8 protein-coding genes are annotated in these 17,579 nt (G+C 33.5%); 2 read left to right on the top strand and 6 right to left on the bottom strand.

Features of this window, described 5'->3' with window-relative positions; all coding sequences use genetic code 11:
- Positions 1 to 41: 41 nt before the first annotated feature.
- The 6 genes from RC62_RS05615 to RC62_RS05590 all read right to left on the bottom strand — a co-directional run bounded on the left by RC62_RS05615 (position 42) and on the right by RC62_RS05590 (position 8,762).
- Positions 42 to 3,140, bottom strand: a complete 3,099-nt coding sequence (locus tag RC62_RS05615; protein ID WP_055093441.1) for an efflux RND transporter permease subunit — start codon at positions 3,138 to 3,140, stop codon at positions 42 to 44.
- Between the two features lie 3 nt (positions 3,141 to 3,143).
- On the bottom strand, positions 3,144 to 4,229 hold the full coding sequence (locus tag RC62_RS05610) for an efflux RND transporter periplasmic adaptor subunit (protein ID WP_055093439.1): 1,086 nt from the start codon (positions 4,227 to 4,229) through the stop codon (positions 3,144 to 3,146).
- An 11-nt stretch (positions 4,230 to 4,240) separates the two neighbouring features.
- Positions 4,241 to 5,485 carry a TolC family protein gene (locus tag RC62_RS05605; RefSeq protein WP_055093438.1) on the bottom strand — a complete coding sequence of 415 codons (1,245 nt, stop codon included), beginning with the start codon at positions 5,483 to 5,485 and terminating at the stop codon, positions 4,241 to 4,243.
- A gap of 83 nt (positions 5,486 to 5,568) precedes the next feature.
- Complete coding sequence (locus RC62_RS05600) at positions 5,569 to 6,933, bottom strand: sensor histidine kinase (protein ID WP_055093437.1); 1,365 nt, start codon at positions 6,931 to 6,933, stop codon at positions 5,569 to 5,571.
- Complete coding sequence (locus RC62_RS05595; RefSeq protein ID WP_055093436.1) at positions 6,930 to 7,610, bottom strand: response regulator transcription factor; 681 nt, start codon at positions 7,608 to 7,610, stop codon at positions 6,930 to 6,932. The genes RC62_RS05600 and RC62_RS05595 overlap by 4 nt, the downstream gene beginning before the upstream one ends.
- 63 nt (positions 7,611 to 7,673) lie before the next feature.
- Positions 7,674 to 8,762 (bottom strand): M42 family metallopeptidase, encoded by a 1,089-nt coding sequence (locus RC62_RS05590; RefSeq protein ID WP_055093434.1) that lies wholly within the window; start codon positions 8,760 to 8,762, stop codon positions 7,674 to 7,676.
- A gap of 80 nt (positions 8,763 to 8,842) precedes the next feature.
- Here RC62_RS05590 and RC62_RS05585 point away from each other — a divergent pair, with 80 nt between their 5' ends.
- Both RC62_RS05585 and RC62_RS05580 read left to right on the top strand, forming a co-directional pair.
- Positions 8,843 to 9,526 carry a DUF4294 domain-containing protein gene (locus RC62_RS05585; protein ID WP_055093433.1) on the top strand — a complete coding sequence of 228 codons (684 nt, stop codon included), beginning with the start codon at positions 8,843 to 8,845 and terminating at the stop codon, positions 9,524 to 9,526.
- Between the two features lie 296 nt (positions 9,527 to 9,822).
- Complete coding sequence (locus RC62_RS05580) at positions 9,823 to 16,713, top strand: S8 family serine peptidase (protein ID WP_082421228.1); 6,891 nt, start codon at positions 9,823 to 9,825, stop codon at positions 16,711 to 16,713.
- Positions 16,714 to 17,579 lie beyond the last annotated feature (866 nt).

Below are 17,579 nucleotides of genomic sequence, written 5' to 3'. Positions count from 1 at the left end.
AACCAAATTAATTTAACCAATCAATTTATTTTTAAATTTCCTTATTCAATTGGAACATGTTTTTTACGGTTAAAGACCCAGAAAATAATTGGGAAAACCAAAAGTGTTAAAACTGTCGCAGTAATTAATCCTCCAATAATAACAATAGCTAAAGGTTTTTGCGATTCAGAACCAATTCCGGTTGAAATTGCTGCTGGCATTAAACCTATTGATGCCATAAGTGCGGTCATGACTACAGCTCTTGTTCTGGCTTTTACTCCTCTAAATATCGATTCTTCGAGTGTGAATTTTGCTTTTAGATTATGATGAAATTCAGATATAAGGATAACTCCATTTTGTATACAAATTCCCAACAGCGCTATAAAACCAACTCCTGCAGAAATTCCAAAGTTCATTCTGGTAAGGTGCAAAGCAATAATTCCACCAATAATAGCAAAAGGCACATTGGCTAAAACAAGCAAAGAATCCTTGATATTTCCAAATAAAATAAACAGCAGCACAAATATACCTATTAGACTTATAGGAACAACCTGAGCTAAACGCGCACTGGCACGAACCTGATTCTCAAATTCACCTGTCCATCCTACAGTATATCCTGTGGGAAGCTTCATTTTGGCAACTTTTGCCTGTGCCTCTGCAATCGTGCTTCCTAAATCACGATCTCTTACAGAAAATTTTACGCCAATAAAACGTTTGGTGTTATCTCTGTAAATAAAAGCGGGACCGGTAATTGTTTTTAAATCACTAATTTCTTTTAAAGGAATTTTAATACCGCTAATTGTTGGTACTTTAAGCTCTGCAATATCATTTTCATCTTTACGGTATTCTTTCGAAAATCGAACTCTGACATCAAATTTCTTATCGTCTTCGTATTTTTGAGTAGCTGTTTTTCCTCCAAATGCCAATTCTAAAACTGCTTGGGCATCACTTAACGTTACTCCGTAAGCAGCCATTTTATCGCGGTCAAGTACAACACTTATTTCCGGCTGTCCAACATTTCTAAGAATTCCGGCATCTTTTATTCCCGGTATATTTTTTATCTGAGCCAGAACCTCATTAGACAATTCATCTAATTTGTCGAGATCATCTCCGTAAATTTTTACTGCATTTGATGCTTTAAACCCCGCCACAGATTCTGCTACGTTATCAATTACAGGTTGTGAATAGTTATAGGTTATACCTTGATGAACTTTTAATTTTTGATCCATTTGGTTGATCAAATCATCCATAGTGATTTTTCTTTTCCATTCAGATTTTGGTTTTAAATCTACCTGAAGTTGTATAAAACCAAAACCATTAGGATCTGTTCCGTCGTTACTTCTTCCGGTTTGAGATAAAACATTTTTAACTTCGGGAAAGCTTTCCAGATCTTTTCGAATCATTGCAGCCGTTTTTACACTTTCGGGCAGAGAACTGCTCATTGGCAACTCAGCTGTTACCCATAGAGCACCTTCGTTTAATTGTGGTAAAAACTCTGTTCCTAAAAATGAGGCAGAAAAGAAAACAGCGACTAAAAGTGCTATTGAACCTACAAGGGTTTGAACTTTATGTTTAAAAGTCCACGCAAAACTTTTACCCACGATTCGATCCCAGAAATTTACAAACGGATTATTCTTTTCTTTTACATTTTTATTTAATAGGATGTGTGATAAAACCGGCACCAGTGTCAAGGTAAAAAGTAACGCACCCATTAAGGCAAAACCTAAAGTGTAGGCTAGGGGAGAAAACATTTTTCCTTCGACTTTCTGGAAAGAAAATATAGGTAACAATGCAGTAATAATGATTAATTTAGAAAAGAAGATTGCTTTACCCATTTCAGCTCCTGTTTTCTTAATCAAACTTCCTTTTGCAATTTTATTATAAGCTGTCATTCCTAACTGATGCGCCCTATGATCTAAAACCACAAACAATCCTTCGACCATTACGACGGCACCGTCAATAATGATTCCAAAATCGACTGCTCCCAAACTTAGTAAGTTAGCGCTCATTCCCATCATTTTCAAACATAAAAATGCGAATAATAAGGATAACGGAATAACAATCGAAACGGTAAAAGTAGTCCTCCAGTCGGCCATAAAAAGAAATACGACACAAGTAACCAGAATAATTCCTTCAAATAAATTATGCATTACTGTTTCGGTCGTGAAATTCATCAAATTATCACGATCATAAAAAGTCTCAATTTTAATATCTTTTGGCAGTACATTTTCATTAAGATCTTTTATTTTTGCTTTGATTAAGGCTAAAGTTTCCTGAGGATTTTCTCCTTTACGCATTACAACAATTCCTTCGACAGCATCATCATTATTGCCTAAACCGGTTTGTCCAACTCTTGGCATGGAACTTTCGTAAACCGAAGCCAGGTTTTTAACCAAAATTGGATTTCCGTTTGCGTCGTCTACGATAATGTTTTCAATGTCCTGAATAGATTTTAAAAGACCAACTCCGCGAACTACAAAAGCCTGACCGTTTTTTTCTATAATATCACCGCCAACATTCAAATTACCACCATTTACAGCATTGTAAACCTGAAGTGGTGTAATATTATATTTGGCTAATTTTATAGGATCAACACCTACTTCATATGTTTTGGTTTGTCCGCCAAAAACATTTAAGTCTGCAACTCCGGGAACAGAACGAAGTTGTTTGTCTATTACCCAATTTTGATAGGTAAGTAATTCACGACTGTCTCTGCTGTCACTTTTTACGATATATCTAAAAATTTCACCCGTAGGACCATAAGGCGGCTGAACATCTGGTTCTACATCATCCGGGAGTGAAACATTCTTTAATAAGTTATTTACCTGCAAACGAGCAAATGTATCATCGACGCCATCATCAAAAATGATTTTAATTACTGATAATCCAAACATGGTAATACTACGAACACTGGTCTTTTTTTGAACAGAGTTCATAGAGATTTCGATTGGCGAAGTCACAAAACGTTCGACTTCTTCTGCACTTTTTCCGTTCCATTGTGTAATAATGATAATCTGAGTATTTGTTACATCAGGAAATGCGTCAATAGGCATATTTTTGAAAGAAATAAACCCGGCAACGGCCAATAATCCTACCCAAAAAAAGGTAAATGCTTTATTCTTAAGCGAAAAAGCAATAATATTTCTAATGAATTTGTTCATGTCTTATTCGTTTAAAGCGCGATAAATAAATAACTGGTTGTTGGTAATGACTTTTTCATTGTCTTTTAAACCACTTGAGATATACGTTATATCCCCAACCACCCTAAAAACTTCAACTTGTCTGGTTTCGATGTTGTTACGGTCTTTAAATACCATTACAAAGTTTTTACTTTTGTCAAAAACAATTGCTTTACTAGGTACGGCTATCATAGACTGTCCTTCGCTGTAGGATAGTTTTATATTTGCATTCATATCAGGTTTTAGCATATAATCCGGATTATGTAGTTTTATACGCGCTTGCATCGCTTTAGTTTCAGGATCTATAACATTGAATATTTTATCTACTTTTCCTTTAAAAACTTTATCAGGATAACTTAAAGTAGTTACATCAGCGTCTATACCTAATTTTACTTTATTAATATCAATTTCATTAATATTTGCCAGCGCCCAGACTTCACTGATCTCAGCAATATCAAAGATGTTTTCAGAACGGTCGTTTCTTAAAAGCATGTCCTGATTAATACTTTTTTGAATTATAAAACCACTAATAGGAGCGGTTACTTCATAAATAGAACCGGCTTTAATATTATAAATTTTATAGGTTTCCTGAATCTTGCTTAATTGAGACTGCGCTTTATTAACCTCAGATTTTGCCTGAAGGACATCACTTTCAGAATTTAATTTTCCGTCAAATAATTCCTGGGCAACTTTCATATGGTTTTTTGCTACTAATAAATCATTTTTGGCATCGATCGATTGCTTTTCAAAATCGGCAATATCAGTACTTTTTATAGTAGCGAGAACTTGACCTTTGCGTACATAATCCCCAAGTTCTACATTTACCTTAATCACATTTCCGCCTACAAGCGGGTATACATCAATCATTTTATTATTATCAGCAGTAATTTTTCCGTAAAAACTCAGTACGTTTTTTACGGGCTGTGTTTTGGCTTCGGCCGTCGTCGTAGTTTTTAGCATCGAATCGCTTAAAGCAAAAGATGTATTTGTGTCTGGATTTTCAACTTCTTTTTTGCAGCTTGCGATTGATAAACTCACAAGAGCAATTCCTATAATTAGTTTATATTTCATTTTGTTTCGTTTTAGAATAAGTCTTTGTTGATGGTACTATTTAATTCTTCGCCTGAAAGCACTACTTTTTTCTTTAATTCATTTACCTGAATAGAAGCCTGATTGTAACTTTCCATAAAATCCGTGAATTCTAATAAACTTATATTTCGTTTTTGAAAATTGGTCAGGATTCCGTTGTAAACTGCTTCAAAATCAGAATTAACAGTAGGTTTTATAACAACATAGTTTTTTCGGGATTCATCCCATTTATTCCATGCCGATGTGATTTCAGTTTGCAGTTGCAGATCAAAATTTTGTTTTTCAACTTTTGACTGTTCTAAAATTGTTTGTGCATACTTGATATTTCCTTTGTTTTTATTCCAAAGTGGTAATGGAATTCCTAAGGTCAGATTAGCTTCTTTGTTGAATGCACCGCTTCGCTGATCATAATTTGCACCAACTGTTATGTCAGGAATCGAAAGTGATTTTTGCCATTTAATATTCAATTCATTGGCTTCAATATCTTTTTGTTTAATCAGATAATCCGGGCGATTGGCAATGGCATCATCCTGAAAAGCTTTAAGATCAAACGGAATTGTCTGAATGTATTTATTGAATTCTTCCTTAGAAACTTCCGGAACTACATTTTCAGTCGTATTTAAGAGTAATTTCAAATTTGCCTGCTCTTCTATATTATCATTTACAACTTCCATACGTTCATTTTTGAAGTTTAGAAATAGAGATTGCAAACGCACAACATCCCGCAAAGGAATATTACCTTTTTGTGCCTGAATAGAGTAGGAGTTAATTAAATCTTCGATGTTAACAAGTTGCTTATCAGTAGTTTCAAGACTTTTTGTGTTGTAATAAACGGTAAAAAAGCTCTTTCGCAATTGTAGTTTTAAAGTCCTTAACAAGTCATTAAATTGCAATTCGGCCAGTTTTTCATTCGCTTGGGCTAATTTTATCTCATTGCGTTTTTTGCCGCCCAGATAAATTAACTGCTCAATACCAAATGCTTTCTGACCTTCTTTTCCAATATCAAAATACTGGTTTCTTTCAGGATTATAAGCATTTAATTCTGCGGTAATCGTTGGATTATCCCAAATTCGAGCCTGAATAGTTAGTGCTTTCGATGCATCAATATTATATTGTGATGCTAATAAAAAGAGATTGTTTTTAAGGAATTGGCTTTCACAGTCTTGAAGCGTAACTGTTTTTTGGGCCAATACTACAGGACCGAAAAGTACAAGTAGGAATGCACAGAGTTTTCTCATTGTATTATTTTTAATTATACAAATATGCTATCACCAGACTTTAAGAGACCTTAAAATCTACCTTAAAAATACCTTAAAAAAAGTTACGAATGAAAAAATAATTGAAATAAATTCGTGTTAATATTTGGAACACTGTAAGTTATATTAGCTTTATGAAGAGTCAAAATTCGCTGAACGATACGTAAACCAAGACCAAAACCAGATGTACCTTTAGAATTTTTACCTCGCATAAAGGGTTCAAAAAGAATTTTTTGTTCTTCTTTATTTAAAGTTTCTCCTGTGTTTGAAATGGCAATAATCAGATTATTATCCTCTTTAGAACTAATAATTACTTTTGCCTGTTTATTGTCTGAGTATACACAGGCATTTTTTAAAACATTGCTAATTGCGATTTCCAGTAAATTTTTATTTCCCTTTATTTCTAAAGCCGTATCGAGATTCTCGTTTTCTTCTATTTCAAATAAAATTACAAACTCAGGATAACTTTTATTCAAATTTTCAATAGCAGAAAATAAGATTTCATCCAAGCGGTGAACTTCATTATTTTCGTGCATTTTATTATCTATTTTAGATAAAATCAATAATGAATTGATTAATTCTGTTAGTTGATTTACATCTGATAAAATGTTTTTAAGAAAGCTTTTCCTTTCATCACTTGTTTTGCTGTCTGCAATTACATTTTCGATTTGAGAAGTGATTCTGGATAAAGGAGTCCTAAGCTCATGAGAAGCATGTGCGGTGAATTCTTTTTGTTTTTGATAGGAAATCTCAATTCTATCCATCATAAAATTGAACTCATTGGCAATCAAATCAATTTCGTCTTTATTACTTTTTGATTCAACGCGGGTATCAAGATTGTTCTCGTTTATGTTTTTTATTTTCTGATGAAAAGTATTGAGTGGACTCATCAATTTTTTTACTGTAATCGAGGTAACTACCCAGCATATACAAGTAAAAAGGATATAAGAGACGACTAATGTATATCGAAGAAAAAGTAATCTTCGCTGTCCAAAGTTATCTGTGGCTGATATTAGCGCATAAAAATCCCTGTCTTTAGTATCATAAAAAACACCGTAGACTTCATAGTTTCCTTGTTTTTTAAAAAAGGTTTTATTCTTTTTTAGGTATTTTAAATCATCAATCGACCATTTAATTTTGGCATCGTCAATACTGCTGTATATAAGTTTGTAATTAGAATCAAAAACCAATGTTTTTTCATCATATAGCTTATTAATAGAGTTTTGATCAATCATTTTTAAAAGCTGATTGTCGACTTCTTTTACATTAACTAAAAGTTTAATGTTTGAGAGTGCTTTAATTTCAAGACGATCACGAAATTCGTCTTTTCTAAAATTAGAATATAAAACAAATATCAATGTAGAAGCCAATCCAAAGAGGATTGTAAATAATAAACTTACTAAAAGTGATATTCGGTTTTTTAATGTCATTCTTCGTTGCTCAAGTAATATCCATAACCAACTTTGGTTCGAATAAGTTTTGTCTCGTGATCTTTATCTATTTTTTTTCTTAAAAAATTAATGTAAACCTCAATAGTATTTTGATTGGTTTCGATATGATAGTCCCAAAGTTTTTCGGCTATAAATTGTTTTGATAAGACTTTTCCTTTGGCATGAGCCAAGATCAAAATTAACTTAAATTCCTTTGGAGTGAGTTTTATTTCTTCACCTGATCGAAAAACTTTCATATCATCTTCCAGAATTTCCAAATCATTTATAAGAATCTTTTTCTCTACTTGCTGCGGAATATCTTTTCGGCGTAAAAGTGATGATATTCTGGCATATAACTCTTCAAAATGAAAAGGTTTTACTAAATAATCATCTGCACCATTATCAAAAGAAGCTAGTTTGTCTTCGATTTCGCTAAAAGCCGTTAACATAATTATTGGCGTCTTTTTATCCAGTTCCCGAATGCCTTTACAAACATCAATTCCGTTAATTCCGGGAACATTAATATCCAGAACAATTAAATCATAATCGTAAGGAAAATATTTTTTTAATAATAAAGATCCATCATAATAAGCGAAACACTCGAATCCTTTTGAAGTAAAGAATGCTGAGATTTCTTTAGATAAAGTAAAATCGTCTTCGAGTAGTAGTATTTTCATTTAATTTTTATTTACAAATTCGGTTATTTATAAAACAACCGAATTTGCGTTTTAGATCTTATCTTATTTAAAATAAGAAAAAGTTTCATTGTTTTCAATTTTCAGTAATGACTCATAAATAAGGTGAATTACATTTTCGACATCATCTCTGTGAACCATTTCTACAGTCGTGTGCATATAACGCAAAGGCAATGAAATCAATGCAGATGCTACTCCGCCATTACTATAAGCAAAAGCATCAGTATCTGTACCTGTTGCGCGAGAAGTAGCATGACGCTGAAAAGGAATTTTGTTTGCCTCAGCCGTATCAACAATTAAATCACGAAGTTTATTTTGTACCGCCGGAGCGTACGCAATAACTGGTCCTTTACCCATTTTAAGATCACCTTCTACCTTTTTATCAATCATAGGTGTAGTTGTATCGTGACAAACATCAGTAACAATAGCAACATTTGGCTTAATAGTTTGAGCGATCATTTCAGCACCACGAAGGCCAATTTCTTCTTGAACCGAGTTTACTATATATAAACCAAACGGAAGTGTTTTTTTGTTTTCATGAAGTAAACGTGCAACTTCAGCAATCATAAAACCACCCATTCTGTTATCAATTGCACGGCAAACGAACTTATTTTCATTCAAAATCATGAACTCATCCGGATAAGTAATTACACAGCCTACGTGAACACCCATTGCCTCAACCTGTTCCTTAGTTTCGCAGCCTAAATCAATAAAAATATTGCTGATTTTTGGAGATTCTTCCTTATCACGCAAACGTGTATGAATTGCCGGCCATCCAAAAACACCTTTTACAATTCCTTTTTTAGTATGAATATGAACTCTTTTTGAAGGCGCAATTTGGTGATCAGAACCACCATTTCGTATTACATATAATAGACCATCTTCAGTGATATAATTTACATACCATGAAATTTCATCTGCATGACCTTCAATAACTACTTTAAAAGGGGCGTCTGGATTAATAACTCCAACAGCCGTTCCATAAGTATCTGTTATAAAAGTATCTACATAAGGTTTTAAATAATTCATCCATAATTTTTGTCCTTCACTTTCGTACCCGGTTGGAGAGGCGTTATTTAGGTAGCTTTCCAGGAAAGCAATTGAGGTATCTTTTAAGATAGATTCTGTGCTCATAAAATATTTTTTTGCTAATTTATAAATTTGGTATTAGAGTTGTATATAAATATATAATTTTACACTTAAATTATGATTCAATGAAATTTACCTACTGCATTTTATTCTTAATATTGATTTCTTTTAAAAGTCAAGCTCAGGTTACACCCAAAGAAAACCAACAAATGGGGTATATATTGACCGAACAGGATTCTATCCTGAACGATACAATCGAATTGCCTGAAATTATTATTTCGAAAGAAAAGCTTGATCCTGAGGCACAAAAGCAATTTTTAATTCTTCAAAACAGGGTCTACAAAGTATACCCGTATGCAAAGTTAGCTGCAGATCGCTTGACAGCTTTAAATAGCGGAATGGCGCGTTTAAAAACCAATCGTGAAAAGAAAAAGTATTTCAAGATCGTAGAAGATTATCTTAATAATGAATTCGAAGAAAGACTTAAAAAACTTTCCCGCAAACAGGGACAAATTCTCGTAAAACTGGTTCACAGACAAACCGGAATTACTACTTATGAATTGATTAGAACCTTGAAAAGTGGCTTTAAAGCTTTTGTTTCAAACACGACAGCCAACTTATTTGATATTAGTTTAAAAACAGAATATAAACCATATGAATCAAATGAGGATTATCTAATAGAAACTATTCTTCTCAGAGCATTTGAGTCTGGCAGATTAGTGAATCAGAAACCAGCCAATCCTGTAAATTATGACGATTTGATGAATCATTGGCAAACAAAAGCAAAACAGGTAAAAGAGCCTAAATAATATTTACATTAAATTTACATTTGAAGACTTACAGAAAATTTTTGTAAGTCTTTTTTTGTGAAAAATAAATTTTGGATTACATCAAATTTTCAAAATAAAAGAATTTACTTACTTAAATAAAAATTTTATTTCTACCGGAATAGTCGACTAATGCTGTGTTTTTGTTAGATATTTGTTTGTAAAGATGTAATTGTGTTCTTTTTTTAACAAATTTCATGTAAATATTATTTGTTATTGAAAGTTTAATTTGTAGGTTTACTCTTCGCAACCATTTGTTAACCAAAATATATTACATTATGAGAATAAAATTACTTAGTCTATTTATGTTGCTATTGACCATCTCGTTGTGGTCGCAAAAGGGACCTACCGATTTTACAATTTCCTTAAATGGAAATAAAATTGAAACGACCGCAAATTTTAGTAAACAGTTTAAGGACAAAAAAGCTACAAGCAAACAAAATACTAAAACCGAGTATACTTTGCTGCAGTTTACAAAAATCCCGTCTGTAGAAGAGCAGGAAAAATTGAAATCTCAGGGAGTAACCTTACTGAGTTATTTATCAGGGAATGCTTATTATGCTGCAATTGCTCCTGAATTTTATAGCAAAAGCAGTGTTTCTGATAATATCAGAACGACAATTACAGTTGATCCAAAGTATAAATTAGATCCTATGATTGTTGACAATGCAATCCCGGATTATGCTACAGGAGGTACTAACGGGATAAAAGTTGTTATCAGTTATTTTAAAGGCGTTGATACTAAAATTATTGAACAAGATTTAGCTTCTTTGTTTATTAAAGGCAGTAAAAATGAAGCTTCTTTTAATGAAGTTTATATAGAAGCTACCAAAGAAAAATTACAAGAAATTGCCAAATTTAATTGGGTACAAAACATAGAATTAGTTGCTGCGCCGGTTGAAAGCGATAATAAGCCAGGAGTAAGTTCACATAAAGCAAATGTTTTAGGATCTGTAATCCCGGGCTTAGGTTACGGATTAACTGGAAAAGGTGTAAAAGTTGGTATTTGGGATGGTAATCTTGAACAACATAAAGATCATACTGGCAGAGTTATTAATAGAGAGTATGAATCAAATTCTTCACATGGAGATCACGTTTCAGGAACTATTGGAGGAGCTGGTTTACTAGATCCAAAAGCCAGAGGTATGGCACCAGAAGTTCAAATGTATGGTTGGAATTTTAATACGCAGTCAAATGGTCTTCCTGTTTATGCTGAAAGAGAATTAGCAGCTGTTCAGGATGGTATTGAGTTAACATCAAATTCTTATGGTGTAAACTTAACTTCAGGATATAATACAGGCAGATACAATGTTGGAGATCGTGGAGATGATAATATTACTACTTTGTTTCCTTATCTTTTAACGATATATTCTAATGGAAATGCACAAACTGCGTATCCTGGAGGTTTTAATACATCAACAAAAAACTCAAAAAATGCTTTGCACGTAGCTGCAAATAATCCTGATGACTTAATCAGTAGTTATAGTAGTTTTGGACCAACAATTGACGGACGTTTAGTGCCTCAAATTGCTGCTGTTGGTACAGATGTGTATTCATTAGATTATAGTAACTCGTATCAGGTAATGAGCGGAACATCTATGGCAACACCTGGAACAACAGGAACCATAGCTTTACTTTATGAAAGATACAAAAACATTTATGGTACAAAACCACTGGCTTCATTAATGAAAGCTTTAGTGACAAATACTGCAAAAGATGCCGGAAATCCTGGTCCTGATTATAAATATGGATTTGGTAACTTAAACGGTTTAAGAGCGGTTAAAGCTCTGGATAATAAATTGTTTTATACTGCAGCTGTTGCTAACGGAGCAACTTATGAGAAAGATATTGTGGTTCCTGCAGGATTAGTAGCTTTAAAAGTGATGCTTGCTTATTCAGATTTGCAAGGTACACCGGGAGCAACTGCGGTTCAGATCAACGATTTAGATATTAAAATTATAAAAGATGGTGTAACCACTTTACCATGGGTTTTAAATCCAACTGCACCAAATGCAAATGCTGTTCGTGGAGTAGATAATATGAATAATATCGAACAAGTAACTTTAGACAATCCTGCACCGGGAACATATAAAATTGTTGTTACAGGTTCAAGAGTGCCATTGGCTACTCAGGAATTTTCTGTAGTATACGATTATGTAGCTCCGGAATTGATTTTGACTTATCCGGTAGGAGGTGAAAAATTTAATACAGAAACTACAGAATATATCCGTTGGGATTATGAAGGTGAAGCTAAAAACTTTACATTAGAATATTCAGTTGACGGAGGAGTTACTTATCAGATTATAGCAAAAGATATTCCATCTGCAGCTAGAAATTTTGCTTGGAAAGTACCTGCCGGAATCGTTGCTAATGCCAAAATAAGAGTTAGCGCAGGTACAAAAGTAGATGCTTCTACAGCAGTTTTTAATATCATTACAGAACCTAAGAATTTGGTGATTGCACCATCAGTATGTGGTACATCTTCTTATCAAATGAATTGGGATCCAATCGCAGGTGCGAAATATGAAGTATTAAAGATGAATGGATATAAGTTTGATGTTGTAGCAACAGTTACAGATCCTACTTATACATTTACAAATCTTACAGCAGGAGAGGATAACTGGTTTTCAGTAAGAACGGTTGACATTGCAACCGGAATAGTTTCTGAAAGAGTTAGAGCTGTAAATGTAGAACCAGTTTCTCAACCCGTTCTTAACGCATTGAGTTTACCATTTTTAGAAAATTTCAACAATAGAAAAGCAAGTAATTATGTATTTACTGAAGGTGTAACAGGAACAATAAAATATGAATATATTGATCCTACTTTCTTAGATGGAGCAAAAATGTCTGGATCTGGCGAAGCACCATCAGCTCCTTGGGTAGCAAGTACAACTGCGAATGCTTTTACTAATAATCCAAATTTTATTCAAAAAGTATCTTTCTGTGATATAGACGCCTCAAGTCTTGCCGGGAAAGCACTTCGTCTTAAATTTAATTTAATTTGGAGTAATGTTGGACCAGCAAATAAAAACTTTTTTAGAGTTGTAGTAAATGGTACTCCTATCAACAGTTACGAAAATGTAGGTGTATATGGAGGAACAGCATTATCAGGTAATACTGAACTGGTATATGACTTATCAGCTTATGCAGGAACTACATTTAGTATCGCTTTTCAATCAGTTATTGATAATGATGTAGTTGTAGTGAGTAGTGAGAATGTTTATAATTCAGTATTTATTGATAACGTTTCACTTTTTGAAGCTACAGCAACAGATCTTGCATTATCTTCGCTTATTCCTAACACAGGTCTTACAGCTGCTGAAACGGTAAAAATAAAAGTGTACAATCATTCTCCGGTTGCAGTAAGCAATATACCGGTTTCTTATAAAATTAATGGTGGGACAGAAGTTGTTGAAACTATTCCAGGTCCTGTAAACCCGCTAAGTGAAGTATCTTATGACTTCGTTCAAAAAGCAGATTTTTCAGCTCCGGGCGTATATACAGTAATTGGAAGTGTAAATTACACTGGAGATGCTGTTGTAGATAATAATACACTTGAAAAAATAGTTACCAATGCAGGATCTGATATTTTAATGGGATCAACTGCCACTGTAACTACTTGTTCAGCTGTATTTACAGATGCAGGAACTCGTTATGCTAATTATGCAGATCAGCTTACTCAAACCATAACTTTTAAACCAGCAACTGCAGGAAGCAGTATCAACGTTAATTTTACTGACTTTGATCTGGAACCGGATTATGATTTCTTATATATTTATAACGGACCTACGACTGCGTCTACATTATTAGGTACTTATACAGCAAGTACTTTACCACCATCATTAACTTCTACAGCAGTTGGAGGAGAATTAACTTTTAGGTTCACTTCAGATCAAATAGAAAATGCCAGAGGATGGATTGCAGATATAACTTGTGTTGCAAAACCAGTAGTAAATGATGCAGCAATTGCTTCTATAGTAACACCGGAAGTTTTAGGTAAAAAAAGCAATGCACACGATATTACGATAAGAGTTAGTAATTTAGGACCAAATGTTTTAACAAACTATCCTGTTTTTTATCAGGTAAATGGCGGAGCAAAAGTTACCGATGTTGTCCCTACAATCGCAGCTTATGCAACTGCAAGTTTTACTTTTACTACCAAAGCTGATTTGTCAATTGTTGACGCGACTTACACAATTAAAAGTGGAGTTGATATAGCAGATGATAATGCGACTAATGATACACGTGAAAAAATTGTATACAATAAAAATGAGTTACCGGTTCATACCAATACAAATGGATATGCAATTTCAAAATTAAAATGGAATGATGTTGTAAACAATTCAGGAACTACAGCATATTCTGATTTTAAAAATGTAAAAATCCCGGTTTATGCTGGTTTTACTTATCAACCGGAAATTACAATTACTAAACCAGAAACTCCAATTACAAGAGATCAGTCAGCTTCAGCAGTTGGAGTATTTACAATGATTGTAATCGATTTAAATGGAGATGGTAATTTAACAGATGAATTTTATGCAGGAAATTTTTGGGTAAATACAACTCCAACTTCTGCATCGCCAGCTATTCCGTCAACAACAAGTACACATTACTTCAGAAATAATGCTACATTAGTAGGAGGTCTAACGATTCCTGCAGGTACAACTTCTGGAGAAAAATTAATGCGTGTATTACACATGTTCCGTTCACCATCAGAATATTATAACGTTAATCTTGGACCAACTTTTGACGGATTAACCAGTTCAAGAAGTGATTTCGAAGTAGAAGAGTATACTATTAATGTATTGCCATTTACTGCTGCAGATGCAAGCGTAGAAAGAATTGTTGCGCCTATTAAACCAGGTAATGCGCCAGTATCAGTTACAGCTTTGATTCGTAATTTTTCAAATTCAGCGATTTCGAATTTTCCAGTTGCCTACAAAATTAATGGAGGGACAGAAGTAGTTCAGAATTTTACAGCTACAATTGCTCCGGCTGCAACTGCTAATTTTACATTTACTACAAAAGCTAATTTAGGAGCTCCTGGAGATTACACAATTGATGTTTATACACAATTAGTAGGAGATACAGATCCTACAAATGATGCAAAATCAGTAACACTTTCGCATGCAGCAAATTATGCTACAAATGTTACCGGAACTTTTGATGGAGTAAATGATTTCATTAAAACAGATGTTACTCCAGCTTTAAACCTTACTAATAATTATACATTTGAAGCTTGGGTGAATCAAAAAGCACCATCAGTTTTTGGTAGGCTTTTAGATAAAAGTACTGCATTGGCATTTATACATAATAATAGTAGTTTGTCAATATACAAAGAGAATAGTTTAGTAGTTTCTATTACAACTGCGGCCGGATCATATGTAATAAATACAGGATTAAACTCTATAAAACAAAATACATGGCACCATATTGCTTACACCGTAAGTGCTGCTAACGTATATACTGTTTATATAGATGGAGTTTCAGTTCCTTATACAAGTACGGGTACAGCAGGTGCAGCTTCTTCTAATGCAACAGCAGCAGCTTACATAGGAAATAATGCAGGTTTAGCTCGTGGTTTAAACGGAAATATTGATGAAGTTCGTATTTGGGCAGGAGTTCGTAGTCAGGCAACAATTGCAGCTAATGCAATGACAAAATATATTGGAAACGAACCTGGGTTATTAGCATATTACTCTTTTTCAGAAGGAGATAAACAATTTGTGTTTGATGGCACAATAAGTGATAACACAGCTGTAGTAACAAATGCGGATACTAACGGAGTTGGAGAAGGGAAATTCTGGAATGTACCGGTTTTATTACAAAAATTAGATTTTGTAAACCAGCTTTCATCTTCTTATGATGCGCCAACTAAAACATTTTCAGTTTTATTAAATGATGGTGCTGACATAACTTCAGCAATTGCTAATTATTCATTAGGAATGAAGAGTATTGCAAAAATAAGCGGGACTACCCAAGTTAGTGGAGTAACAGCAAACGACTACACAAATCCTGTTACTGTAACAGTTGAAGGTGTTGGTTTCAATACTGGAATTACAGAGACATATACAGTAAAAGTAATCACAGGCCTAAGCAATGAAAGCAAATTACTTTCTTATGATTTTAAAACCGTTTCAAACCCTGGATTACCACAAGAAATCAATACTGATATTGTAGGTAATAATGCTACTAAAACAGTACCATTTGGTTATGACGTAACAAACTTAGTAGCAGATTTTAGCGTTTCTCCGGGAGCGGAACTTTATATTGATGGAGTAAAACAATTGAATTCAAAAGTAATTGCTTCAAATTACACTAATAGCTTTTTGGTGACAGTAATTTCAGAAAATAAACTTTCTCAAACCAATTATACCGTTACTATTAATGCTAAGAATAGCTTGGCAAGTATTATTAATTATTCAGTAGCCAATCAGGTAGGAACAAGTGTTGTTGATCCTACATTAAAAACGGTAAAAGTTTTGGTTAATAACAATGCTAACCTGAGTGCGTTGGTTCCTAATGTTCAAATTTCAGATTTTGCAACGTTGCGTATTGGTACCTATATTCAAAATAGCGGAGTAACAACATTAAATTATACTGCACCTGTAGTTTATAATGTAACAGCTCAAAATGGGACTATCGAATATTGGACAGTGACAATAGAAGTTGCTAAACCTACAATAACACTGTTAGGAAACGCAGTTGTTTCTATAGACAAAGGTTGTGTTTATACAGAACCGGGTTATACAGCAACTGATAACTTAAATACAGATATAACTACAGGAGTTGTGGTTTCTGGTAGTGTTGATGTAAATACAACAGGTCAGTACATTTTGACTTATACGGTAAAAGATGCATTGCAAAATGAATCAACAGTTACTCGTACCATAAATGTATCTAGTACTGATTGTACTTTGGGATTACCTACAAATACAATAAAAGGTTTTGTATTATATCCAAATCCTGTTGTAGACGGAAAAGTACATATAGAAACAGCATCAAATAGCACAAAAAACATTTGGATATCTGACATGTCAGGAAAAAAACTTCTTTCTGTTCAAATAGAAAAGAATGAGTTAAATGTTTCAGCTCTTTCAACTGGAGTATATATAATAAAAGTAGAACAAGATGGTAACACAACAGTTCAAAAACTAATTATCAAATAAGAACTTTTATTAAATAATTTAAACGGCTACATAAAGTAGCCGTTTTTTAGTATAATTTCTCTCCTGTATATAAGGTAAGATTTCAACAATACACCCCGACAGTTTTAAAAAGCTGTCGGGTTTGTTTTTTGTACCTATATATAAGAGTGACTATTGTCCGGCTGATCGAAGTCGAAATATTTAAATTTGGAATTTGGGTTTTGAAAAAATTTGAAATTTAAGCATTAGGAGCTATTTCCTGCTCCCGAAGCCTCGGGACCGGCATAAAAGGATTTCCACTACTATCAGGGCTAGGGGAAGTTGTTCTTATAAGAATTGTATCTCTGTATAAGTATAAGGTAGAACTTTTGTATTGTTACCGAAAGCGAAAAACAATTCAAACCAATCAAACCAAATCCTGACATATGGTGTAAATAGGAGATAACAGGTAAAAGGGCATAAAATTGACATTGAAAAGTAACCATTAAAGAATTATAAATCTGTGAAATCCCTAAAAGCGGGAGTTTTTGAAAGCGCTGGATTGCGAAAAACACATTCGGTTTAGGAAAATCCCTATAAAGTTAAAAAAAGAGTGTTTTGTAAGTTTGGTGTTATCAGTATGTTAAGGAAAAGTTTTAAAAAACATTGAAATTATACAATAAAAAAGCTTGTAAATGTAAATAAAGGGTCTACTTTTGCACCCGCAACAGCGATAGACGTTCACAGAAATACCGGCAAGCTAAAGAGATCAAAACGGGAATTTATTTTCAAAAAAAGATTAAAAAAAGCTTGTGGGAATTGAAAGAAAGTTTTAAGTTTGCACCCCGCAAAACACGGAAAGTTCATTGATAGGTTGGCAGATAAAGAGAAGAAAAACGAAATGAAAA

This window comes from Flavobacterium aquidurense (genome assembly GCF_001404985.1).
In the GTDB taxonomy this organism is placed as follows: domain Bacteria; phylum Bacteroidota; class Bacteroidia; order Flavobacteriales; family Flavobacteriaceae; genus Flavobacterium; species Flavobacterium aquidurense_B.
Note: the sequence above shows the minus strand (reverse complement) of the source record. Positions and strands in the feature narration are given on the sequence as shown.